Here is a 24,622-nt window from a genome sequence, read left to right as displayed (position 1 = left end):
CTGTTTTGTTAAAAATATGTGAATAATTTTTTGTTGTGCGGTCAGTATAGAAGCGAGTTTTTGCGCTACAATCAAAACATGCCAGGATGTGCACTAAGTGCACAACGTTGTTTTACCTGTAGATTTGTCAATGAATATGAAAAATGACGAGAGCACTGAGTACAAAACCGTACGCGGATTAACGCGCGGATTAATGTTATTAAATATGTTAAACCGGCTCGATGGTGGGGCCAGTGTTGGCTTACTTGCTGAGTTAAGCGGCCTGCATCGCACCACGGTCAGACGGCTGCTGGAAACCCTGCAGGATGAGGGTTACGTCCGGCGCAGCCTGTCCGATGACAGCTTTCGCTTAACCATTAAAGTCCGCCAGCTCAGCGAGGGGTTTCGTGACGAGCAGTGGATTTCTGCACTCGCCGCCCCGCTGCTGGGGGATTTACTGCGCGAGGTCATCTGGCCGACCGACGTTTCCACGCTGGATGTGGACGCGATGGTGGTACGTGAAACCACCCACCGTTTCAGCCGCCTGTCGTTTCACCGGGCGATGGTAGGGCGTCGTTTGCCACTGCTGAAAACCGCATCCGGCCTGACCTGGCTGGCATTTTGTCCGGAGAATGAACGGCAGGAACTGATTGAAATGCTGGCCTCCCGACCGGGAGAAGAGTTTCAGCTTGCGCGCGAACCGCTGAAGCTCAATGCCATTTTGTCCCGCGCGCGAAAAGACGGTTTTGGCCAGAACTTTCGCGGTTGGGATCAGGAAGAGAAAATCGCTTCTATCGCCGTCCCCATCCGCAGCGAACAGCGGGTGATCGGCTGCCTGAATCTGGTGTATATGGCCAGCGCCATGACCATCGAACAGGCTGCGGAAAAGCATCTTCCGGCCTTACAAAAGGTGGCGAAACAAATAGAGGACGGCGTCGAGTCGCAGGAGATTTTGGTTGCCGGGAGGTGAGATGGATCACAGTTATGCGGATTATCTGATTGATAGCTGGCATAACTCACTAACCGGCCGATAAAACTCTGTGACCTCTTGCCCAAAAAATATCTTCATTACATAGTGTGCATTCGTTTTCTGCCAGGAGGCTGCATGTTAAAGGTCATTGCTGAGGATTTCATCAAACCTGAGTATATTGAAACCGTTCTCCCGTTGTATCGTGAGCTAATATCGGCAACGAAGAAAGAACCGCACTGCATTGCTTACGACCTCTATATTGATGAAAAAGATCCGGGGCATTTTATTTTTATCGAAGAATGGCCAAACCACGCGGCTCTCGATGAACATTGTGCCAGTGAGCATTTCCAGCGACTTGTACCATTAATCGATCAATACACGCGCCAGGAAGCACGTTACATACTGATGGATGACGTGGTAAATCCGGCAGTCTCGTGATAATGAAGAAAGTAGTTGGAATACTGTTAATTATGTTTTTGGCAGAATGCTCAACACCAGGAAAGACAGTCTTTTACTTCCCTGGTCGCTGAGGGCTTAAAGCCTCTTCAAAAGAGGCTTTAAGCTTTGCAACAATGCATCCCACGGATTACAAAACGGAATCATCACTGTTCCAGATATTAAGCGCATTTTTACGAGGCCATTTTCATCGCGGCACCAATAACTGCCATACACATACTGCTCGCAAGTAAAACAATAAACCAATATATATAATTATTAAACTTTGTAAATAACCAGATAAATCTAAGCAATGACAATGCAGCAATAGAAATAGAAGACACAAACATTGTAAATATATAAATACCAGAAATTATCCATCCTGCTTCTTCGTAAATACTCTTCATTGTAAAAATAAGGATAGATAAGTAAAATGCTGATAAAGCAAGCCCGCTCAGAAAATCATAATAATCGATATATGTGATGTTTTTATCTTTCTGCGGAAGAGCTATAAACTTTTCAAGTTTCTCATTGTCTACTCGTGACAAAAACCGATTAATTAGCGGAATAAACATCACTAAAATCATCACCAAATGAATGAATAGTAAAGAAAGTTTAATTCTGTCATCAACCGATTCATTCTGTGGCCAGATAGATATTATTTCATAATCCATTTTTGCAAGGAGAAAAAAGCAAATGGCCGATGGTATATATTCAGAAGATATAGCTTTCCATATTTTTTTAAAAATCACTTATATTACCCCATTAGTTATACCGGTGAATCACTATTAGTTAACCGCGCTACTAATCTGCAAATAGTTGGCGATCATATTTATTTAATACGGATAATATATACCTATTCAGAAACGGATTGCTACCTACTAATTTTATCACTACATACCTGAATCACGTAAATTACACATATCAAAAAAAAACCGAAACCCGCTCCTGAAAAGAGCAGCGTTCCGGTTTTTATTCAGTCTGAAGGGTTTCAGACTTTAAGCAGTTTCACCGTCTCGTCGATGTCGATTTCATCTTCCGAGAAGATCAGCGTCGTGCCCTGGAAGGTGGTGATGGCCAGCTTTTTCAGCGTGCGCATTTCACCAGGCTTCACCTCTGATTTCGGTCGGATGCTGTTCATCAGCACGCCGACAGACAGCACCGCATTTTCTTTGTCGATACGGGTCTCTACAGGGACTTCTTCGCTGTAGACCAGGAATGACTTGATCGAAGTGAGCTTCAGACGCTCGCCTGCGATATAGATGTACTTGCTGTCTGGTATGACTTTTACCGCATAGGCAGACAAGCCTTTGTTGTTGGTGGTGGGCTCGAAGGTCACCGCCGCGTCTTTCTTGATCAGCTCAGGATTAGCAACCTTAATCACATGAAAATAGCGGTTGTCGCCGTTTTCATCTTTGATAAATCCAAAGCCTTTATCTTTAAACCACGTTGTGATTGTTCCGTTCATTGCTGTTTCCGCCTGATTAAACCTATTACTCGTAGAGTATACCTACTCAATTTGCGCGCAGTGTAAAACACAGGCCATGCCTTTGGCTACTCGTTACCCCAACGATTGAGGAACTCCGCGATATCATCGATACGCTGAGCGTCGACACCAGCCACGGTTGCCATCTCCAGCTGCGCTTCTTCGCTGATCTCTTCGTTGTTCATCAAACGGGTAATCAACTGCTGGAAGTAGTGCGCCAGCGCGTCACGTTCTGTGTCGCTCACCGGCTTTGCGGCCTCGGTCGCGTACTCGTCGGCGATATCATAATATTTAAGCGGAATGTCGTTGTTCATCAGTTGCTCCGGGGTAAATGCGTGTGCCAGCAGTTGCCTGCCGCGTCTGATGTGAATGATAGCATTCTTATTTCATGGTTCGCGATCTGTTTTATTGGCCACTATGCTTTACATATATCAATAATGTTTTCTGGCGCCACTTCGTATTTAATAAATCTTTCCGTATTTAAATAACAGCATTCTTATTCAGTTCGATATAATGGCTGCGAATTAAATAACGAGCCACCAAGGGAATATTAAATTACTTTAATTACATAATTGATATCTGTCATCTGCAGTTGGCCCAATCTCATCGCTAGTCGCCCATTTGCCCACATTCATCTTCTGGACAACACTCTACGATGACACCACTGACCCAACACGTGGAGCAAACACCATGAACATCACGCAAATCCGTAACGCCACGCAGCACATCACCTTTGGTGGCAAAACCTTTCTGATCGACCCTATGCTGGCGGCAAAAGGTACTTATCCGGGCTTTGCCGGTACGGCACGCGCCGAGATCCGCAACCCGACCGTTGATCTGCCTGTCGATATCGACACCCTGCTCAACGTTGATGCGCTGATCGTGACCCATCTGCATGAAGACCACTGGGATGAAGCCGCGGCTCGTGTCGTACCGAAAGACAAACCGATTTATGTGCAAAACGATCGCGATGCGCAGGTACTGCGGGAACAAGGTTTCACGCAACTGACCGTACTGACGCAAAACACTGCGCTTGGTGATATCACCCTGCGTAAAACCGGCGGCCAGCACGGTTCGGATCGCGCTTACGCCATCCCGCAAATGGCTGAGCGTCTGGGTGATGCCTGCGGAGTTATCTTCCAACATCCGGCGGAAAAAACGCTGTATCTGGTCGGGGACACCATCTGGCGCGACGAGGTGGAAACCAACATGCGGACTTTCCAGCCAGGCGTGGTCATTGTGAATGCAGGCTTTGCCCACGTTATCGGGTTTGGCCCAATTATCATGGGCGCTGAAGATGTACTTAAAACCCACTTCACGCTGCCCGAAGCACAAATTGTGGCGACCCATATGGAGGCGATTAACCACTGTCTGCTGACCCGCGCGGCCTTGAAAGAGTACGCCTGCGACAACCAGATTGCGCAATTCGTTAACGTGCCGGAAGATGGCGAAACCCTGACGTTTTAATCTCCACAGAGGAATCGTATGCAACCGCTTAACGTCGCCATTGTTGCCGTGGAAGATTTCAGCCCGTTCCACTTCTCGGTGCCGTGCATTATTTTCAGTGACAAAGTGGCGGCGAAAAAGCGTTTTGAGGTGCAACTGTGCGCCGAACAGCCGGGCATCGTTTCCTCGCAGGATGGCTTCTCCATCAACGCAGCCTACGGCTATGAAGCGGTGGAGGCCGCCGATATTGTGGTGATCCCCTGGTGGGGCACCACAGCACATCGGCCACCACAAAGCCTGCTTGATGCGCTCAATCGTGCGCGACAAAACGGCGCGCAGATTGTTGGATTATGCCTGGGTGCGTTTGTCCTCGGCTACGCCGGTCTGCTGGATGGCAAACGGGCGGCTACGCACTGGGAGTTCGAGCAGGATTTTCAGGCCCGCTTTCCGGCAGCTCATCTGGATATCAACGCGCTGTACGTGGATGACGACGGTATTATTACCTCGGCAGGCACCGCCGCTGCGCTGGATTGCTGCCTGTACGTCATCCGCCAGCGTTTTGGCAGCACGGTGGCGAATCAGATTGCCAGACGGATGATTGTGCCGCCATATCGCGAGGGCGGCCAGGCACAGTTTATCGAGCAACCGGTGGCGAAAAATACCAAAGATCAGCGCATCAACGTCCTGCTCGACTATTTGCGCCAGCATCTCCATGAACCGCATAATCTTGACGAGCTGGCGCAACGGGTGATGATGAGCCGTCGCACCCTCACCCGTCATTTTATGAAGGCCACAGGGTCAAGCGTGGCCGAATGGTTGATTGCCGAGCGCCTGCGCCGTAGCCAGACGTTGCTGGAGTCCAGCCAGTTACCCGTTGAACGCATCGCAGAACAGGTTGGTTTTCAGTCGCCCGTCACCTGGCGCCAGCATTTTAAATCCCACTTTGGCGTTAGCCCGGCTGAATGGCGTAAAACCTTTCGCGGCGATTAGCCTCTTTTTTGCGCCAGCCAGATGGTGTGCCCGGTGCAGTGCGGATCTTCCATCACCATCTCGACCACCGCAAAACCGTATGCTGACAGCAGTGCGCGGTATTCATCCGGCGCGAGGCTGGCGTGGAACAGCGGCTCACCTTCAAATTGCCCCATCGCGATGCCGTTGTCCGTACCGCTGGTAAACATCAGCGCGCTGCCGGGATGGCTGAGGCGGTCAAAAATCGGGAACATCTTTTGCTGGTCCTGCTGAGTTAAATGGAAAAAGCTGTCCCAGGCGATCAGACCATCGAAAGTCTCATTGAGTGTCAACTCGCGCATATCCTGTTCCAGCCAGCGCTGTGCGGGAAAAGTGTTTCGGGCCCGCGCCAGCATCGCCGGGGAACCATCAACGCCGGTAAGCTGAAAACCTTGCTGGATAAAATAACCGGCGATCGGCTGACCGTTGCCGCAGCCAATATCCACAATGCTGCCCTGCCCGCCCATCACGGAAATAAATTTATCGAGCCAGCTTTTCTCGAACAAGGTGCGCGAGCGCTGGTTGGCAAAAGCATCCGCATGGCGTCGGTAGATGGACAGAATATTTTTTGCCGCAGAATCGCTCACAATATCCTCACTTTTTTCTTCTGTTAGGTATAACGGCGATAAATCCTTCAGCACGCTATCCTCAAACCCTGGAATGCGCCTCGCAGAACCCATGCGCAAATACCCCAAAACCGTCCCGCTGTGGCATCATAGCGCACAGATAACGTCATGACAGGGGTGATAAACGTGAAACCGGTAACGCTATACGATGTAGCAGACCATGCAGGTGTCTCTTACCAGACCGTCTCTCGCGTCGTGAACCAGGCCAGCCACGTTTCCGCAAAAACCCGACAGAAAGTTGAGGCCGCGATGACGGAACTCAATTACATTCCTAACCGCGTTGCACAGCAGCTGGCTGGCAAACAGACGCCACTGATTGGCGTTGTGACAGCAAACCTTGCCCTGCATGCCCCCTCACAAATCGTTGCTGCCATAAAATCCCGCGCCGACCAGTCCGGTGCCAGCGTGGTGATCGCCATGGTCGAGCGCAGCGGCGTTGAGTCCTGTAAAGCCGCGGTCCACAATCTGCTTTCTCAACGCGTAACCGGGCTTATCATCAACTATCCGCTGGATGAAGAAGATGCCATTGCCGTGGCCGCTGCCTGCGGTACGGTGCCGGTGCTGTTTCTCGATGTCTCTGACCTGACGCCAATTAACAGCGTGATTTTCTCTCATGACGACGGCGCGCGTCTTGGCGTTGAACATCTGGTGCAGCACGGACATCAACGGATCGCCCTGCTGAGCGGGCCGCACACCTCCGTTTCGGCAAGGCTTCGGCATGCGGGCTGGCACAAGTATCTGGCACATTACCAGCTACAACCCGTAGCGGAGCTGGAAGGCGACTGGAGCGCGATGTCTGGTTTTCAGCAAACGATGCACATGCTGAATAACGGTAACCTCCCTACCGCCATGCTGGTCGCTAACGATCAAATGGCGCTGGGCGCGATGCGGGCAATCAGCGAGTTCGGTCTGCGGGTTGCGGTGGATATATCGGTAATTGGCTACGATGACACCGAAGACAGTGCCTGTTACATCCCACCGCTGACCACCATCAGGCAGGATTTTCCGTTACTGGGTGAAACCAGCGTCGACAGGCTGCTGCAACTCCCACGTGGCGAATCAACCGTGGGTAACCAACTGCTGCCTGTCACCCTGGTCAAGCGCAAAACGGTTCTGCCTCCCGATACGCAAACCACCACTCCCCAGGCGCTGGCTGATTCCCTGATCCAGCTGGCACGGCAAGTTTCTCAGCTCACACCCAAATTGTGAACGCATAACAATTGTGTGAGTCAGCTCACTTATTGAACGCCCCATCCTTTACAGAAAGGAGCGCTTGTTCGTATTTTGATTGAAATTGTGAGCGAGTAACAAATTCAAACAGGATACCGTTATGAACCTGAACACAGATTCACTCTCCGCTGTTCTGGCCCGCCGCGACTGGGAAAATCCCGGCGTCACGCAGCTCAACTGCCTGGAGGCGCACCCGCCTTTTTGTAGCTGGCGCTCAGCGGATGATGCACGTACCAATCAGCATTCGAGTCAGTTACGCTCGCTGAATGGCAAATGGCAATTTGCCTGGTTTGCCGCACCGGAGGCAGTACCGGAAAGCTGGCTGACAAGCGATCTGCCACAAGCAGACATCATCACCGTCCCTTCTAACTGGCAGATGGACGGTTACGATGCGCCAATTTATACCAACGTCACCTACCCAATCCCGGTGAATCCTCCATACGTTCCGGCGCAGAACCCGACGGGATGTTACTCGCTCACATTTAATATCGAAGACGCGTGGTTAGATGAAGGTCAGACGCGCATTGTTTTTGACGGCGTCAATTCCGCATTTCATCTGTGGTGCAACGGCCGCTGGGTCGGCTACGGTCAGGATAGCCGTCTACCGTCTGAGTTTGATCTTAGCGATTATCTGCTGCGCGGCGAAAACCGCCTGGCTGTGATGGTGCTGCGCTGGAGCGATGGCAGCTATCTGGAAGACCAGGACATGTGGCGCATGAGCGGTATTTTTCGCGATGTCTCCCTGCTGCATAAGCCCACTACGCAAATCTGCGACCTGCGCATTAATACCCGATTTAATGATGACTTCAGCCGCGCCACGCTGGAAGCGGAAGTCAGAGTGGCGGGCAGCGAGAGCAAAGATTTACGCGTCACCCTGCAATTGTGGGAAGGTGAAACGCTTACCCACGAAACGACCTCACCGCTCGGCAGCGAGATCATTGATGAACGCGGCGCTTATCATGACCGGGTGACTCTGCGTCTGAACGTCGAAAAACCGGCGCTGTGGAGTGCCGAAACGCCCAATCTGTACCGCGCCGTTGTGCAGTTACACACCGCGGGCGGAGTGCTGATTGAAGCGGAAGCCTGTGACGTTGGTTTTCGTCAGGTTTGTATCGAAAACGGCCTGTTGCTGTTAAACGGCAAGCCGCTGTTGATTCGCGGTACCAACCGTCATGAGCACCATCCGGTCAACGGCCAGGTGATGGACGAGGCGACGATGGTGCAGGATATTCTGCTGATGAAGCAGAATAACTTTAACGCCGTGCGCTGCTCACATTACCCGAACCATCCGTTGTGGTACACCCTGTGCGATCGCTACGGTCTGTATGTGGTCGACGAAGCCAACATTGAAACCCATGGCATGGTGCCGATGAACCGCCTCACCGACGATCCCGCCTGGTTGCCTGCCATGAGCCAGCGCGTCACGCGCATGGTACAACGCGATCGCAACCATCCGAGCATTATCATCTGGTCACTGGGCAATGAATCCGGCCATGGCGTCAATCACGACGCACTCTACCGCTGGATAAAATCAGAAGACCCGTCACGCCCGGTACAATATGAAGGCGGCGGCGCAAATACCGCGGCGACCGACATTATTTGCCCGATGTACGCCCGCGTAGATCAGGATCAGCCCTTCCCCGCAGTCCCCAAATGGTCGATTAAAAAGTGGCTGTCGATGCCCGGCGAGCAGCGTCCGCTGATCCTTTGTGAATACGCCCACGCCATGGGCAACAGTTTTGGCGGCTTCGCCAAATACTGGCAAGCGTTCCGCCAGTATCCTCGCCTGCAGGGCGGGTTTGTCTGGGACTGGGTGGATCAGTCGTTGATTAAATATGATGATAACGGCAAGGCATGGTCAGCCTACGGTGGCGATTTTGGCGACACGCCTAACGATCGTCAGTTTTGCATGAACGGGCTGGTGTTCGCCGATCGCACTCCGCATCCGGCGTTATATGAGGCCAAACATGAACAGCAGTTTTTCCAGTTCACGTTACTTCCGGGCGCTGAACGCCAGATTGAAGTGACCAGTGAATATCTGTTCCGCCGCAGCGATAACGAAGTTCTGCACTGGTCGATTGCCCTGGACGGCAATCCGCTGGCCGCCGGGGAAATCGTTCTGGATATCGCCCCACAGGGCCGCCAGGTGATTACCCTGCCTGATGTCCCGATGCCGGAAACCGCAGGCCAGCTGTGGTTGACAGTGCGCGTAGAACAACCTCAGGCAACCGCATGGTCAGACGCCGGGCATATCAGCGCCTGGCAGCAGTGGAAGCTGGAAGAAAAACTCAGTCTGGCACGGCAGCCAACTCACTGTTTCGCGCCACAGCTTAACGTTAGCGAAAACATCTTTACCGTTGAGAACGATAACAAGCGCTGGCAATTCGACCGTCAGTCTGGCCTGCTGACACAGTACTGGATTGGCGATAAAGCCCAACTGTTAACCCCACTGACCGACCAGTTCACCCGCGCACCGCTGGACAACGACATCGGCGTGAGCGAGTCAACCCGCATCGACCCTAACGCCTGGGTTGAACGCTGGAAGGCCGCCGGTCACTATCAGGCTGAAGCAACGTTACTGCACTGTGCTGCCGATACGCTGAGCAGTGCGGCACTGATCACCACCGAACATGCGTGGCAGTATCAGGGTGAAACGCTGTTCGTCAGCCGAAAAAGCTACCGCATCGACGGCAAGGGTGAAATGCAAATAACGGTGGATGTCGACGTTGCCAGCGGTACGCCGCATCCGGCCCGTATCGGCCTGAGCTGCCATCTGTCGCAGGTCGCAGAGCGAGTGAACTGGTTAGGTCTCGGCCCGCATGAGAACTACCCGGACCGCCTGGGCGCCGCCTGTTTCGATCGCTGGGATCTGTCGCTTGATGAAATGTACACCCCGTATGTTTTCCCGAGCGAAAACGGTCTGCGCTGCGGCACGCGTGAACTGCACTACGGCGCGCACCAGTGGCGCGGAGACTTCCTGTTCAACATCAGCCGCTTTAGCCAGCAGCAACTGATGGAAACCAGCCACCGCCATCTGCTGCAACCTGAGGCGGGCACCTGGCTCAATATTGATGGCTTCCATATGGGCGTCGGCGGCGATGATTCGTGGAGTCCTTCCGTGTCACCGGAATTCCAGCTAAGCGCCGGGCGTTATCACTACCAGGTTATCTGGGGTTAAACATAATAATAATGGGCAGGTTATGACCTGCCCTTATTTTTCCTGAGGAAGTCTGTTATGTATTATTTAAAAAACACTAACTTTTGGATGTTCGGCTTTTTCTTCTTCTTTTACTTTTTTATTATGGGTGCGTATTTCCCCTTCTTCCCTATCTGGTTACACGATGTAAACCATATCAGTAAAGGCGACACCGGCATCATCTTCGCCTGTATCTCACTGTTTTCTTTGTTATTCCAGCCAATTTTCGGACTACTGTCCGATAAGCTTGGTCTGCGTAAACATCTGCTGTGGGTAATTACCGGCATGCTGGTAATGTTTGCCCCGTTTTTTATTTACGTATTTGGCCCATTATTGCAGGTTAATATTTTACTGGGTTCAATTGTCGGCGGGATTTACCTTGGCTTTATTTACAATGCCGGTGCCCCAGCGATTGAAGCCTATATTGAAAAAGCCAGCCGCAGAAGCAACTTTGAATTTGGTCGCGCGCGCATGTTTGGCTGCGTGGGCTGGGCGCTGTGCGCCTCGATTGCCGGCATTATGTTCACCATCAATAACCAGTTTGTCTTCTGGTTAGGTTCTGGCTGTGCGGTCATTCTGGCATTGCTGCTGCTCTTTTCAAAAACAGATGCCCCCTCTTCAGCAAAAGTCGCGGATGCGGTAGGCGCCAACAACTCGGCATTCAGCCTGAAGCTGGCGCTGGAGTTATTCAAACAACCGAAACTCTGGTTCCTCTCCCTGTACGTGGTCGGCGTTTCCTGCACTTATGACGTATTTGACCAGCAGTTCGCCAACTTCTTTACCTCGTTCTTTGCCACCGGCGAACAGGGTACCCGCGTGTTTGGCTACGTCACAACGATGGGGGAATTGCTCAACGCCTCGATCATGTTCTTTGCGCCGCTGATTGTGAACCGCATCGGCGGAAAGAACGCCCTGCTGCTGGCCGGTACGATTATGTCGGTAAGGATTATTGGCTCGTCATTCGCCACCACTGCACTGGAGGTCGTTATTCTCAAAACGCTGCATATGTTTGAGATACCGTTCCTGATCGTCGGTTGCTTCAAATACATCACCAGCCAGTTCGAAGTACGTTTCTCAGCCACGATTTATCTGGTGTGTTTCTGCTTCTTCAAACAGTTAGCAATGATTTTCATGTCAGTTCTGGCCGGGAAAATGTATGAGAGTATTGGTTTCCAGGGAGCGTATCTGGTGCTGGGGATTATTGCGCTGAGCTTCACGCTGATTTCCGTATTTACCCTTAGCGGGCCGGGGCCGTTTTCCCGCGTTTTCACCCCGGCAAGTAAACAAGTCTGAAGACAAATAACAAGAAGGAATATCTTCGATGAGCATGTCTATGAGAGACAGAATGAAAGCAGGCAAGCTGTTTACTGATATGTGCGAGGGGCTGCCGGAAGAGAGACTGCGCGGAAAGGAGTTAATGTATGAGTTTAACCACACGCGTCCATCTGAGATTAAAAAGAGGGAAAAACTGATTCGCGAAATATTTGCCTCCGTAGGAGAAAATGCGTGGATTGAGCCCCCCATTTATTTCTCTTACGGCAGCAATATTCACATTGGCAAAAACTTTTACGCCAATTTTAACTTTACCATTGTGGATGATTACACGGTCACCATCGGCGATAACGTTTTAATTGCACCAAACGTCACGATCACGGTAACGGGTCACCCTGTGCACCATGAATTAAGGAAATCCGGAGAGATGTTTTCCTTTCCGGTCACCATCGGCAATAACGTATGGATTGGCAGTAACGTAGTGATCAATCCCGGCATAACGATTGGCGATAATTCCGTTATCGGCGCGGGGAGTATAGTCACAAAAGACATTCCGGCAGATGTCGTGGCCGTGGGGGTTCCCTGTCGAGTTCTCAGAACCATTAATGAACGAGATAAAGAGTACTATTACCAAAATTATAAAGTGGATCCGTTACTTTAAGTCGTCATGCCGGATGCACCACTCACGTGGTTTATCCGGCCTACAATACTAAAAGGCCCGGTAAGCATTGCGCCGCCGGGCATCACACGATGTTACTCTTCAATAGCCTGACGGATTTGCTGCAACGACGCGGGATCGTCAATGGTCGTTAGATCGCCAGGATCGCGGCCTTCACAGATCGCCTGGATCGTCCGTCTGAGCATTTTGCCAGAGCGCGTTTTCGGCAACTGCGACACAAACCAGACGTGCGCCGGACGGCCAAAATTACCAATCTGACTGTCCACCAGCGCCATAATCGCCTTCTCTTCCGAATGTGCGATGTCGCGATCTTCAAGGCTGTCGCTCTGTTTCGGAATGACAAACGCGACCGCGACCTGCCCCTTCAGCGCGTCCTTCACGCCGACCACAGCCACTTCGGCAACGTTCGGATAGCTGGAAATACTCTCCTCTATCTCACGCGTCCCCAACCGATGCCCGGCCACGTTGATGACATCATCCGTACGGCCAAGGATGAAGTAATAGCCGTCCGCATCGCGAATACCCCAGTCAAAGGTGGCGTACACCTGGCGAGAAAACAGCGACCAGTAGGTATTCACAAACCGCGCGTCATCACCCCAGATAGTCTGGATACAGCCCGGCGGCAGCGGCCCTTCAATCACCAGCATGCCCTTTTCATTCGCTTCGCAGGGCTCACCGGTCACCTCATTGAGCAACTGCACGTTATATCCGTACATCGGCACGCCTGGGCTACCCAGCCGCGACGGGCGGTCGTCCAGCCCGCGAGCGATCGCCATAATCGGCCAACCGGATTCAGTCTGCCAGTAGTTGTCGATAACCGGGACGCCCAGCGTTTCCGTTACCCAACTGGCGGTCGGTTCATCCAGCGGCTCACCCGCCAGATACAGCACCTCCAGCGAGGAGAGATCGTGATTGCGGATTTGCGCGGTCGGGAATTTCTTCAGCACGCGGATGGCGGTTGGGGCAGAGAACATCCGGCTGACCTGATACTTCTCAACAATTTTCCACCATACGCCACAGTCTGGGTACGTTGGCAACCCTTCGTAAACCACCGTCGCCATCCCCGCCAGCAGTGGGGCATACACGATATACGAATGCCCAACCACCCAGCCGATATCCGATGCGCAGAAGAACACGCCGCCCGCTTTACCGCCGAAAATTGTGTCCATCGAGGTCGCCAGCGCGACCGCGTAGCCGCCAACGTCGCGCTGCACGCCTTTCGGTTTACCGGTTGTCCCGGAGGTGTAGAGAATGCAGGACGTTTCGTTCGACTCCAGCCAGGCAACCGGCACCCGCGCGCCGAGATGCTGTTGGCGCAGCGCGGCAAAGTCGAGGTCTCGCCCCTCTATCCGCACCATTTTCGCCAGACCGCGATCGACCAATACCACATGACGCGGCTGGTGCTGCGCCTGATCGATCGCATCATCGAGCAGCTTTTTATACGGCAGGATTTTGCCGCCGCGCGCCCCGGCATCCGCCGACACGATAACCACCGGTCGGGCGTCGTCGATACGCGCCGCTACGCTGTGCGAGGCGAAACCACCGAACACCACCGAGTGGATCGCCCCAATGCGCGCGCAGGCCAGCAGCGTAATGTGCGCCTCGGCGATCATCGGCATATAAACCAGTACCCGATCGCCGCGCTGTACGCCCAGCGACAACAACATCGCCGCCGCGACGTTCACTTCGTCATACAGCTGACGAAAGGTAAACGTGCGTTCTTCTTCAGTTTCTGATGACACAGCAATCAGCGCCAGCGCGTCAGGCTGTTTCTCCAGCCAGCGGTCGATGGCGTTGTGGCACAGATTGGTCGTGCCGCCGCAAAACCAGCGGGCAAACGGCGGATTACTGTGGTCCAGCACCTGCGTATACGGCTGCTGCCAGTCAATACGCTGGGCCTGTTCGGCCCAGAACGACTCCGGCTGTGTAATAGAATGTTGATAAAACTCGCTATAAGACATAATGCTCTCCTGTTGAACTTACGCCTGATGAGTCGGGTTTTAGATAATGAACAAATCCAGATACTCATTGACCGGCATCTGCTCCAGACGAGTTCTGTCCAGGGAGACATCCAGGATGCGCTGCTGCTGACGGGTCGGGAACTGACGCGCCAGGTTAATTTTGAACTTCTCGACCAGCTTCGGCATACCGTCGTTACGACGGCGCGCGTGGCCGATTGGGTATTCCACTACCACTTCTTCAAAGCGTGAGCCGTCGGTGAATTCAAGCGTGATGGCATTCGCGATGGCGCGTTTTTCAGGGTCGTGGTAATCGGCAGTAAAGGCCGGATCTTCGAAGCAGTTGATCTTTTCACGCAGGGCATCAATGCGTTTATCCTGCGCCACGCCATCTTCGTAATCTGCCGCCGTTAAGCGCCCGAACAGCAGCGGGATAGCCACCATGTACTGGATGCAGTGGTCACGATCCGCCGGGTTATTCAGCGGGCCTTTTTTATCGATGATGCGGATACAGGCTTCGTGCGTACGAATGGTCACTTTTTCGATATCGGCAGCGGTCTTACCTGCGGCCTGTAACTGTTCGTACAGCGTCATCGCCGCTTCTACCGCGGTCTGCGAGTGGAACTCTGCCGGGAAGGAAATTTTAAACAACACGTTTTCCATCACGTACGAACCGTACGGGCGCTGGAAGCGGAAAGATTCGCCTTTGAAAGAGACATCATAGAAGCCCCAGGTTTTTGCCGTCAGTGCGGACGGGTATCCCATTTCACCGGTTTTCGCCATCAGCGCCAGACGTACAGCACGTGAGGTGGCATCGCCAGCCGCCCAGGATTTACGCGTGCCGGTATTCGGCGCATGACGATAGGTACGCAGCGACTGACCGTCGACCCACGCCAACGAGACGGCGTTGAGAATTTCATCGCGGTTCAGGCCGAGCATCTCGGCAACCACCGCCGTGGAGGCGACTTTTACCAGCAGGACGTGATCCAGACCGACGCGGTTGAAGGAGTTTTCCAGCGCGATACAGCCCTGAATTTCATGGGCTTTAATCATTCCGGTTAACACTTTTTTCATGGTGAACGGCGCTTTACCCACCGCCACCGCATTGCGCGACAGCCAGTCAGCCGTCGCCAGAATACCGCCGAGGTTATCGGAAGGATGACCCCATTCTGCGGCCAGCCAGGTGTCGTTAAAGTCCAGCCAGCGGATCATCGCACCGATGTTAAACGCCGCCTGCACCGGATCGAGCTGGAACTGGGTACCTGGTACGCGCACACCGTTAGGGACGACGGTACCCGGTACAACCGGACCCAGCAGTTTTTTACAGGCCGGATATTCCAGCGCTTCCAGGCCACAGCCAAGGGTATCAAGCAGGCAATAATGCGCGGTGTCATACGCCACCTTCGAGGTGATCTCGTAGTTCATGACATAATCAACGATATCAACGATTTCGCGGTCAAATTCAGGGCGGACATTCGAAATATGTGCGGACATAGGGTACATTTCCTGTTTTTTTATCTTTAGAGGTTTTGCATTAGCAACGTTTTTCAATCGGAACAAATTCGCGATCTTCCGGGCCGGTATAGTTGGCGGAAGGACGGATGATTTTGTTGTCCTGGCGCTGTTCGATGATGTGCGCCGCCCAGCCGGTGACGCGGGCGATAACGAACAGTGGTGTGAACATTTCAGTGGGGACGCCCATCATGTTGTAGGAAACCGCCGAGAACCAGTCGAGGTTGGGGAACATCTTTTTCGTTTCCCACATCACCTCTTCCAGACGGTCAGCAATGTTGTACATTTTCAGCGAACCGCCTTCCTGAGAAAGCTGTTTCGCCACGCGCTTGATCACCTGATGGCGCGGGTCGGCGATGGTGTAAACCGGGTGACCAAAGCCAATCACCACTTCTTTGTTTTCAACGCGTTTACGGATATCCGCTTCGGCTTCATCCGGCGTTTCGTAGCGCTGCTGGATCTCCAGCGATACTTCATTCGCCCCGCCGTGTTTTGGCCCACGCAGTGCGCCAATTGCACCGATAATCGCGGAGTACATATCCGAGCCGGTTCCCGCAATCACACGCCCCGTGAAGGTGGAAGCGTTAAACTCGTGCTCGGCGTACAGCACCAGCGAAATGTGCATCGCCTTTTCCCAGCTTTGTGATGGCTTTTCACCATGCAGCAAATGCAGGAAGTGACCGCCAATAGAATCATCGTCGGTCTCCGGCTGAATACGCTCGCCGTTATGGCTGTAGTGATACCAGTACAGGAGGATAGAACTGAGCGAAGCCAGCAGTTTGTCGGCAATATCGCGTGCGCCGGAGACGGTATGCCCTTCTTTTTCCGGCAGCGTACAACCCAGCGCGGAAACACCAGTGCGCATCACATCCATCGGATGCGAGGCGGCAGGCAGCGCTTCCAGTACGGTACGCACGTTAGCGGGCAATCCGCGCAGCGCTTTCAGTTTGCTTTTATAGGCGGTGAGCTCATCGCGGGTGGGTAATTTCCCGTGAATCAGCAGATGCGCAACTTCTTCAAATTCGCACTGTTGCGCCAGGTCAAGAATATCGTAGCCACGATAGTGCAGATCGTTACCGCTTTTACCCACGGTACATAAGGCAGTATTTCCGGCAGCGACGCCTGACAGCGCAACCGATTTTTTTGGTTTAATGACATGGGTACTATTTTGCAGGATCGTTGTGTCGCTCATGTTGTCCTCGTCATTATTGTAATATGTAGGGTACTAATTTATTGCCGGATGGCGGCTACGCCTTATCCGGCCTACGACGGTTACTTTTTTGTGTACAACGCGTCGAGTTTCTCTTCGAACTGGTAGTAATTGATGCTTTCATACAGCTCGTTGCGCGTCTGCATAATGTCGATAACGTTCTTTTGCGTACCTTCCTGACGCAGCACGTTGTAAACCTTCTCCGCCGCGCGGTTCATGGCGCGGAAAGCTGACAGCGGGTATAGCGCCATCGCAACATTCGCGCTGCGCAGTTCATCGGTGGTAAACAGCGGTGTGGCGCCAAATTCAGTAATGTTGGCAAGAATTGGTACCTGTACCGCATCGGCAAACTGGCGGTACATCGCAAGTTCGGTAATGGCTTCCGGGAACAGCATGTCAGCGCCCGCTTCGACATACGCCTGGGCACGATCGATGGCTGCCTCTAACCCTTCCACCGCCAGTGCATCGGTTCGCGCCATAATCACAAAGTTGGGATCGGTGCGCGCATCAACGGCTGCGCGGATCCTGTCGACCATCTCTTCTTTCGAGACGATCGCCTTGTTCGGGCGATGACCGCAGCGCTTGGCGCCGATCTGATCTTCAATATGCAGCGCAGCAGCACCCGCTTTGGAAATCGACTTGACGGTACGCGCCACGTTGAATGCAGACGATCCAAAACCAATATCCGCATCCACCAGCAATGGCAGCGGGCAAACATCCGTAATGCGACGAATATCAGTCAGCACATCATCAAGGGTAGAAATACCGAGATCCGGCAGCCCCAGCGAGCCCGCAGCGACGCCACCGCCGGAGAGATAAATCGCCTGATACCCGGCGCGTTGAGCCAGCAGAGCGTGGTTGGCATTGATGGTGCCAACGATTTGTAATGGGTTTTCTTTGGTAAGCGCAGCGCGAAACGCCAGCCCTGGGGAGTGTAGAGACATATCCCGTCCTCTTGTTATCAACTTGTTATCGTTCGTTGATATTTCTAAAGCAAGGGGTATGCCAGGGAGCTTATTTTCTCTTCAATTTAATTTTTTATCTTTTAAAACAATATATTAAATCCAATACTTCTATTTTTGTTGCACAAAAGCGTGTCAGCTATCGTTTCATGAAACGTTCCTTCACGTTTCATTGCAACATTTATGAAACACAACTAAACCCTACTACTCGGTTCCTTAATTTTTGGGGTTAGTTATGGCAGATACGCATCTACCGCCGCGAGTGAACGACGATAAACCGGTTATCTGGACAGTCTCGGTCACCCGCCTGTTTGAACTGTTTCGCGACATCAGTCTGGAGTTCGACCACCTGGCGACCATCACCCCCATTCAGCTTGGTTTCGAAAAAGCGGTGGCCTATATCCGTAAGAAGCTGGCTACCGAGCGTTGCGATGCCATCATTGCGGCGGGCTCCAACGGGGCATACCTGAAAAGCCGTTTATCGATTCCGGTGATCCTGATTAAACCCAGCGGATTCGACGTGCTACAGGCGCTGGCAAAAGCGGGAAAACTCACCTCGTCGATTGGCGTCATTACCTATCAGGAAACCATTCCTGCGCTTCTCGCGTTTCAAAAAACCTTCAATTTGCAGCTTGAACAGCGCAGCTATATCACCGAGGAAGATGCCCGTGGGCAAATCAACGAACTGAAGGCCGGCGGTACGCAGGCAGTGGTTGGTGCGGGATTGATTACCGATCTGGCAGAAGAAGCAGGTATGACCGGCATCTTTATCTATTCGGCGGCCACCGTGCGCCAGGCCTTTGTCGATGCGCTGGATATGACTCGCCTGACGCTGCGCAGAAACGGTCAGTACGCTTCTGGCGATACGTTACGCACCCGTTATGCGCTGGGAGATATGCGCGGTCACTCTGCGCAGATGGAACAGGTGCGGCACACTATTATGCTCTACGCCCGCTCGCGTGCGCCGGTCCTCATTCAGGGCGAAACAGGAACGGGTAAAGAGCTGGCCGCACAGGCCATTCACCGTGAGTTTTTCACCCGTCAGGAGAATCGACGCGGTAAACCCTCGCCGCCGTTTGTTGCCGTCAACTGCGGGGCAATCACCGAGTCATTGCTGGAAGCGGAGCTGTTCGGCTATGAGGACGGCGCCTTTACCGGCTCTCGCCGAGGGGGGCGCGCGGGCCTGTTTGAAATCGCCCACGGCGGAACCCTGTTTCTTGATGAGATAGGCGAGATGCCGCTGCCGTTACAAACCCGACTGCTGCGCGTGCTGGAAGAAAAAGAGGTTACCCGGGTCGGTGGACATCAGCCGATTCCGGTCGATGTCCGGGTGATTAGCGCCACACATTGTAATCTGGAGCAGGAGATGAAACAGGGGGAATTTCGTACCGATCTGTTTTATCGCCTGAGCATTTTACGCCTCAAGCTGCCGCCGCTACGCGAGCGGTTGCCCGATATCCTGCCGCTGGCGGAAGGCTTTTTAAAACAATCGCTGGCGGAACTGGACGTGCCGTTTTCTGAGCCAGTACGCAAGGGGCTGGGATTAAGTCAGCCGACGCTGCTGAATTATGGCTGGCCGGGGAATATCCGCGAACTGCGTAATATGATGGAGCGCCTGGCGCTATTTTTAAGCGTCGAGCCGCAGCCGGAGCTGAATATGGATTTTTTACAACAGCTATTACCGGAACTGGCCATTGCTGCTGACTCACCGCAAGCATCTTCATTGCTGACGCCGCAGCAGGTGTTGGCACAATTCAATGGTGATAAAACCGCGGCTGCACGCTATCTCGGAATTAGCAGAACCACGTTCTGGCGCAGATTAAAAGAAAACCCGCCGGTGCAATGACCGACGGGTGTCGTATTTTTTACAGCTGCACGTTATTTTTTCTTGTAAATATTGGCTGTGCCATGGATTTTGTTATCCGTTTGGCCGGAGGTTAATACCACCACGTCAGCACCTTTCTCTTCAGCTTTCTTCAGAAGGTCTTCTTTAGCATCCGAAGTAGATACTTCATTACTCGTTGAAATGTCACCGATTTTTGTGTACTGAGACTCAACCTTTTCAAACTCAACCTTCGTCATAAATTCCGCGGCATACGCGTTGGTCACAACAAAAGCTAACGCACCAATAAGTACTTTAATTCCAGTTTTCATATAAAAGCTCCAGATTTTGTTATATATGCCATCATCGCCCCCTGAACATTCGACATGCGAGTCAAGGATGATTAATAAGTAGTTCAGGCTGACAAAAAGATCCAGAGCAGGCGGAAATATAAAGAGATTTTGCGAATCGTTAATTACGCAAAACGCAGTGGCGCTACGTTTTCAACGCGCACTGTGAGTGAATGCGCAGAATGACGTGCGCACTAAAATTATAGTGTTAGCTGTCTTTCCCGTGTTTACTAATGGAAACGTTGTCTATGGAACCTTTGCACGCCGTTGTACTCACCGTCAGCCTGTTTGTTTTAACCTTTTTTAACCCCGGCGCAAATCTGTTCGTGGTGGTACAAACTAGCCTGGCATCCGGACGACGCGCAGGTGTGATGACCGGTCTGGGTGTTGCCTTAAGTGATGCGTTTTACTCCGGCCTTGGGCTCTTTGGTATGGCAACGCTAATCACCCAGTGTGAAGAGATATTTTCATTGATTAAGATTGTCGGCGGCGCCTATCTGCTGTGGTTTGCCTGGAACAGCATCCGCCATCAGGCCACGCCGCAAATGCCCACGCTACAGCAGCCGCTTTCCGCCCCCTGGTATGTATTTTTCCGCCGTGGATTACTAACAGATTTATCGAACCCACAAACTGTACTCTTTTTTATTAGTATCTTCTCGGTCACCTTAAGCGCAGACACACCTACGTGGGCCAGACTGATGGCCTGGGCAGGCATTGTGTTGTCTTCCGTTATCTGGCGTATTTTTCTCAGCCAGGCATTTTCTTTGCCTGCCGTGCGACGGGCGTATGGTCGTATCCAACGGGTTGCCAGCCGGGTAATTGGCGCAATAATAGGTGTCTTCGCGCTAAGACTTATTTATGAAGGTATTAGCCATCGATAAGAGAGTTTAACTTGACCATCGTGAGGTAATTGTCCGTAATACCGCCTGAATTTTTAATCGCAGGTTGAGTGGCAGTGAGATGGAACAGGTTGAACCGGTAAACGACACATTACTCCTTACGGAATGGCAGGCGCTGATACGACAAACATCGCCTGACGTTCACACGCTCCTCACATCGTTAAGCGATGAAGAGATCCGCCATTTAGTGACCGTTTTTTATGACTATATGCTCTCCCATGCCCAGAGCGCATTGTTCCTTAATACGGAACAGGTCAGTACCCGCCTCAGCGGTAGTATGTTTGACTGGTTACGCAGCGTGCTCGGCAGCGCGCACGAAGATCTACCGCAGCTGCTGGCCAAACAGCGCAAAATTGGCGTGGTGCATGCCCGCATCGGTCTGCCCATCGATCTGGTGAATCGCGGCGCGCGTAAGCTCAAGGATGAGCTGTATCGGGTATTGAAAACCAAAGCTGACGACTCGTCTTCCCTGCTGAGCAATGCTATCTGTTTCAGCAGCCTGGCAATGGATACTGCGCTGGAGGCCATGACCGTCTCCTATTCCCCAAGCCACCAAAACTCCCTGCATACGCAGGAGCAGTATCGCCTGCAGACCATTTACGATGACGTTAACGTCGAGCGCGAACGGCAAATTCGCTCATTTACCGACTGGGAAAACCAGTTTATCTATAACATTGCCACCGGAATGCCTTTCGGTGAAATGGTGTTTCTGGCGAACTCTGATTTTGGTATGTGGTTCTCACATAAGGGAAAACATATTCTTGGCAACAGCAATTTGCTCAAAGAAATGGAATCGCTAATTGCAGAGATCGACACCCGTCTGACGACCACCCTGTCACCTCAGCATCAGCCGACAGAACCCGAGCGGATGAGCTTATTACAGGATGTTCGCCAGCTGTCGGCAAAAATCCATTTCCTGCTCGCTTCGATGTTTGAGGCGCTGGTTAAGCAGGAAAATGGTAAAGATTCGCTGACCCAGTTGCTTAATCGCCGCTTTATTCCGACCATCATGCGACGCGAAATCTCGCTGGCGTTACATGCGCGTAAGCCTTTTAGCCTGGCGATGCTGGATATCGACTACTTCAAGCAAATTAACGATAACTTCGGGCATAATACCGGCGATCTGACGCTCAAAAATGTCGCAGCGGTCATTTATGATCATATCCGTAGCAGCGATTACGTGTTCCGCTACGGTGGTGAAGAATTTATGATCTTGCTCGTCGAGTCAGATGAATCGCAGGCCAGTATTATTCTGGAAACGCTGCGTATGAAAATTGCCGGGATGCGCATGGCAGCCTCTGCGACAGAAACGTTTTCTATTACCGTCAGTATCGGTATTGCCGAATATGATTATCATCCCGACTACAAACAGCTGGTTGATAAAGCCGATCGCGCACTTTATCAGGCAAAAAGTAATGGTCGCGACCGCGTTGAGGTTTATCAGGAATAACCATTGCCCTGCAGAGAAATAAATACCCCATTCAGGGTATTTATCTGACTTGCGATAAATATCGAGCTGTTATTTTTATTCAGGCATATTGGCATGATGAAAATAACAGCCACGTAATAAGATGCAAATCAAATACACCAAATCTGAATAGCGCTAGCATATCCCGGTGATGACGCCTTCTGAATGCAGAAGGGGAAATATGAGGGATAGTATAAAATCATGAACGGGAAGAAAAGAACGCGCTGGCAGCGCCGTCCTGGCACGATCGGAGGCAAACTGCCGTGGAATGACTGGCGCAACGCCAGCAGCTGGCGAAAAGCCACCCAGTTTCTCCTGCTGGCTATTAATATTTATATTGGCGTAACGTTCTATTACTGGGTCCGCTATTTCGAAACCGCCGGCACCAGCGTCTATATTCCAAGGCCAGGTGGTATTGAGGGATGGCTACCAATCGCGGGTTTGATGAATATCCGCTATACGCTGGAGACTGGTTTTCTTCCGCCTATCCATGCCGCCTCCATGCTGCTGTTAGTTGCGTTTATCCTGATTAGTCTGTTGTTAAAAAAAGCCTTCTGTTCGTGGTTATGCCCGGTGGGCACGCTGTCCGAACTGCTCGGCAATCTGGGGAAAAAAGTATTTGGTCGCAACTTCACGCTGCCGCGCTGGCTGGATATTCCGCTGCTCAGTCTGAAGTATTTGTTGCTGAGTTTCTTTTTGTATATCGCCCTGTCGATGCCTGCGCAGGGGATTCAGTATTTTCTAATGTCGGCCTATGGCATGATTATCGACGTGAAGATGCTCGATTTCTTTCGCCATATTGGCTCCGCTACGCTCATCTTTGTTATCGTTATCAGCGTCCTGAGCCTGTTTATTCGCAATGCCTGGTGCCGCTATCTGTGCCCTTATGGTGCGCTGCTCGGCCTGTTCTCATTACTCTCACCGTTTAAAATCCGCCGTAACGCTGACAGCTGTATCGACTGCGGAAAATGCGCGAAAAACTGCCCGTCGAATATCCCGGTCGACAGACTGATTCAGGTGCGTACCGTGGAATGCACTGGCTGCATGACCTGCGTTGAATCCTGCCCGGTAGCCTCAACGCTGAGCTTTTCACTGCAGACTCCGCCTGGAGCACAAGGCAACGGTGGTAAATCATTATGGCGCCAGAGGACGCTGTCAGGTGTTGCCATGACGCTACTGGTGCTGGGCATTCTGTTTGCCACTATTGGTTATGCCGTTTATGCCAATGTCTGGGATACGCCAGTGCCCGATCATATGTATTTCCAGCTGATCCCGAAGGCAAAGATGATCGGCCATTAATTTTTTTATCAGTATGTTCAAAACCCTGCCAATTCTGGCAGGGTTTCCCGCGTCTTTTGCCATTTTAAGACAATTGAACTTGTGCCATCGCGCTCTCGTTTATACAACCTTAAATATCATCTGTAATAATTTTTCTATTTTGTTATGGGCGACTGGGATCAAAATAATGAACGGGATAACATCATGACTAAAATAAAACTGGCACTGCTATTACCTCTTTTTCTGGCGGGTTGTACGATGAGCGACGGGGAATTAAGAAACGCTTACGCTCAGCATTATCAGCAACCTACCGCTTATGTAGATGCTTATAAACAGAAAATAGCCAGTATGGATATTCATGCGCTGGCCCAATATGCTGCCGCAGAAGATAAGAAAAAAATGCGTGGGCAGCCAAGACTGAAAATCGACGAATTCATTACCATTGAGAACGTGCAGGCGAAAGGAAATCGGGTAGTCTATGATTACTCACTGTCCGAAAGCTGGCTGGCGCTGTCCGCAGATAAACAGCGCGAGAAGCAGACCAATATGAATAAAGACCTGATCTACCGTACCTGCTCGCTGGAAACGGTACGTCTGGCGCAGGCAAAAGGGCTGGAAGAAGAGCATAACTATTACAGCCAGTACCCAGGCAAAGTTGCCTTTACTCTGAGAACCAGCGCGCAAATTTGTATGCAAAACGGTTTTACACAATAGCCGCAATCACAACGCCTGATGCGCTGCGCTTATCAGGCCTACATTTGCACGCTGCCGTAGGCCGGATAAAGCACCAGCGCGCAGATTTGTCTGCAGAACGGTTTTACACAATAGCCGCAATC

Annotated in this window: 22 protein-coding genes; 13 read left to right on the top strand and 9 right to left on the bottom strand. The window is 52.0% G+C overall.

Annotated elements, in window-relative coordinates; all coding sequences use genetic code 11:
• Positions 1-136: 136 nt before the first annotated feature.
• Positions 137-949, top strand: a complete 813-nt coding sequence (locus tag OGY37_RS15985) for a DNA-binding transcriptional regulator (RefSeq protein WP_050542092.1) — start codon at positions 137-139, stop codon at positions 947-949.
• A 135-nt stretch (positions 950-1,084) separates the two neighbouring features.
• Positions 1,085-1,387, top strand: a complete 303-nt coding sequence (locus tag OGY37_RS15980; protein ID WP_003830918.1) for a putative quinol monooxygenase — start codon at positions 1,085-1,087, stop codon at positions 1,385-1,387.
• Positions 1,388-1,578: 191 nt separating this feature from the next.
• Here OGY37_RS15980 and OGY37_RS15975 read toward each other — a convergent pair whose 3' ends face one another.
• The 3 genes from OGY37_RS15975 to OGY37_RS15965 form a co-directional block, all read right to left on the bottom strand.
• Positions 1,579-2,136, bottom strand: a complete 558-nt coding sequence (locus OGY37_RS15975; protein WP_249415387.1) for a hypothetical protein — start codon at positions 2,134-2,136, stop codon at positions 1,579-1,581.
• A gap of 239 nt (positions 2,137-2,375) precedes the next feature.
• Complete coding sequence (locus OGY37_RS15970; protein WP_148362369.1) at positions 2,376-2,852, bottom strand: cold-shock protein; 477 nt, start codon at positions 2,850-2,852, stop codon at positions 2,376-2,378.
• A gap of 86 nt (positions 2,853-2,938) precedes the next feature.
• Positions 2,939-3,184, bottom strand: a complete 246-nt coding sequence (locus tag OGY37_RS15965) for a YmjA family protein (RefSeq protein WP_148362370.1) — start codon at positions 3,182-3,184, stop codon at positions 2,939-2,941.
• Positions 3,185-3,560: 376 nt separating this feature from the next.
• Here OGY37_RS15965 and OGY37_RS15960 point away from each other — a divergent pair, with 376 nt between their 5' ends.
• On the top strand, positions 3,561-4,337 hold the full coding sequence (locus tag OGY37_RS15960) for an MBL fold metallo-hydrolase (protein WP_148362371.1): 777 nt from the start codon (positions 3,561-3,563) through the stop codon (positions 4,335-4,337).
• A gap of 18 nt (positions 4,338-4,355) precedes the next feature.
• Positions 4,356-5,306: a GlxA family transcriptional regulator gene (locus tag OGY37_RS15955; protein ID WP_286621224.1), complete on the top strand. Its 951-nt coding sequence runs from the start codon at positions 4,356-4,358 to the stop codon at positions 5,304-5,306.
• Here the strand turns inward: OGY37_RS15955 and OGY37_RS15950 are convergent.
• Positions 5,303-5,911, bottom strand: coding sequence for a class I SAM-dependent DNA methyltransferase (locus OGY37_RS15950; protein ID WP_391510150.1), 609 nt, complete (start codon positions 5,909-5,911; stop codon positions 5,303-5,305). The genes OGY37_RS15955 and OGY37_RS15950 overlap by 4 nt on opposite strands.
• 156 nt (positions 5,912-6,067) lie before the next feature.
• On the opposite strand from OGY37_RS15950, the gene OGY37_RS15945 reads away from it, so the two are divergent.
• From OGY37_RS15945 to lacA, 4 genes are all read left to right on the top strand, one after another.
• Positions 6,068-7,159 (top strand): LacI family DNA-binding transcriptional regulator, encoded by a 1,092-nt coding sequence (locus OGY37_RS15945; protein ID WP_126319868.1) that lies wholly within the window; start codon positions 6,068-6,070, stop codon positions 7,157-7,159.
• Between the two features lie 121 nt (positions 7,160-7,280).
• Positions 7,281-10,358: a beta-galactosidase gene (locus OGY37_RS15940; RefSeq protein WP_286621222.1), complete on the top strand. Its 3,078-nt coding sequence runs from the start codon at positions 7,281-7,283 to the stop codon at positions 10,356-10,358.
• A gap of 57 nt (positions 10,359-10,415) precedes the next feature.
• On the top strand, positions 10,416-11,669 hold the full coding sequence (locus OGY37_RS15935) for an MFS transporter (RefSeq protein ID WP_111466016.1): 1,254 nt from the start codon (positions 10,416-10,418) through the stop codon (positions 11,667-11,669).
• Between the two features lie 28 nt (positions 11,670-11,697).
• Complete coding sequence (gene lacA, locus OGY37_RS15930) at positions 11,698-12,309, top strand: galactoside O-acetyltransferase (protein ID WP_003830907.1); 612 nt, start codon at positions 11,698-11,700, stop codon at positions 12,307-12,309.
• A gap of 92 nt (positions 12,310-12,401) precedes the next feature.
• Here the strand turns inward: lacA and prpE are convergent, their stop codons facing one another.
• The 4 genes from prpE to prpB all read right to left on the bottom strand — a co-directional run bounded on the left by prpE (position 12,402) and on the right by prpB (position 17,951).
• A complete protein-coding gene (gene prpE, locus OGY37_RS15925; protein WP_267441109.1) occupies positions 12,402-14,288 on the bottom strand; it encodes a propionate--CoA ligase in 1,887 nt (628 codons plus the stop codon).
• A 39-nt stretch (positions 14,289-14,327) separates the two neighbouring features.
• Positions 14,328-15,779, bottom strand: a complete 1,452-nt coding sequence (locus tag OGY37_RS15920) for a bifunctional 2-methylcitrate dehydratase/aconitate hydratase (protein ID WP_286621220.1) — start codon at positions 15,777-15,779, stop codon at positions 14,328-14,330.
• Positions 15,780-15,819: 40 nt separating this feature from the next.
• A complete protein-coding gene (gene prpC, locus OGY37_RS15915; RefSeq protein WP_032942476.1) occupies positions 15,820-16,989 on the bottom strand; it encodes a bifunctional 2-methylcitrate synthase/citrate synthase in 1,170 nt (389 codons plus the stop codon).
• 80 nt (positions 16,990-17,069) lie between these two features.
• A complete protein-coding gene (gene prpB, locus OGY37_RS15910) occupies positions 17,070-17,951 on the bottom strand; it encodes a methylisocitrate lyase (RefSeq protein ID WP_003830903.1) in 882 nt (293 codons plus the stop codon).
• Positions 17,952-18,204: 253 nt separating this feature from the next.
• On the opposite strand from prpB, the gene prpR reads away from it, so the two are divergent.
• On the top strand, positions 18,205-19,815 hold the full coding sequence (gene prpR, locus OGY37_RS15905; RefSeq protein WP_191235717.1) for a propionate catabolism operon regulatory protein PrpR: 1,611 nt from the start codon (positions 18,205-18,207) through the stop codon (positions 19,813-19,815).
• A gap of 32 nt (positions 19,816-19,847) precedes the next feature.
• Here the strand turns inward: prpR and yahO are convergent, their stop codons facing one another.
• Entirely contained in the window at positions 19,848-20,123 is a 276-nt protein-coding gene (yahO, locus tag OGY37_RS15900; protein ID WP_032942474.1) for a DUF1471 family periplasmic protein YahO, read from the bottom strand.
• A 266-nt stretch (positions 20,124-20,389) separates the two neighbouring features.
• Here yahO and OGY37_RS15895 point away from each other — a divergent pair, with 266 nt between their 5' ends.
• The 4 genes from OGY37_RS15895 to OGY37_RS15880 all read left to right on the top strand — a co-directional run bounded on the left by OGY37_RS15895 (position 20,390) and on the right by OGY37_RS15880 (position 24,500).
• Complete coding sequence (locus tag OGY37_RS15895; RefSeq protein WP_286621218.1) at positions 20,390-21,022, top strand: LysE family transporter; 633 nt, start codon at positions 20,390-20,392, stop codon at positions 21,020-21,022.
• A gap of 79 nt (positions 21,023-21,101) precedes the next feature.
• Entirely contained in the window at positions 21,102-22,490 is a 1,389-nt protein-coding gene (locus OGY37_RS15890; RefSeq protein WP_126319124.1) for a diguanylate cyclase, read from the top strand.
• Positions 22,491-22,709: 219 nt separating this feature from the next.
• Positions 22,710-23,807, top strand: coding sequence for a 4Fe-4S binding protein (locus OGY37_RS15885; protein ID WP_126319126.1), 1,098 nt, complete (start codon positions 22,710-22,712; stop codon positions 23,805-23,807).
• Between the two features lie 183 nt (positions 23,808-23,990).
• A complete protein-coding gene (locus OGY37_RS15880) occupies positions 23,991-24,500 on the top strand; it encodes a hypothetical protein (RefSeq protein ID WP_223240750.1) in 510 nt (169 codons plus the stop codon).
• The last annotated feature ends 122 nt before the right edge of the window (positions 24,501-24,622 follow it).

Origin of the sequence: Citrobacter sp. Cpo030 (assembly GCF_030333005.1) — a bacterium.
Lineage (GTDB): Bacteria > Pseudomonadota > Gammaproteobacteria > Enterobacterales > Enterobacteriaceae > Citrobacter > Citrobacter portucalensis.
This window is presented reverse-complemented; position numbering and strand designations above follow the sequence as displayed.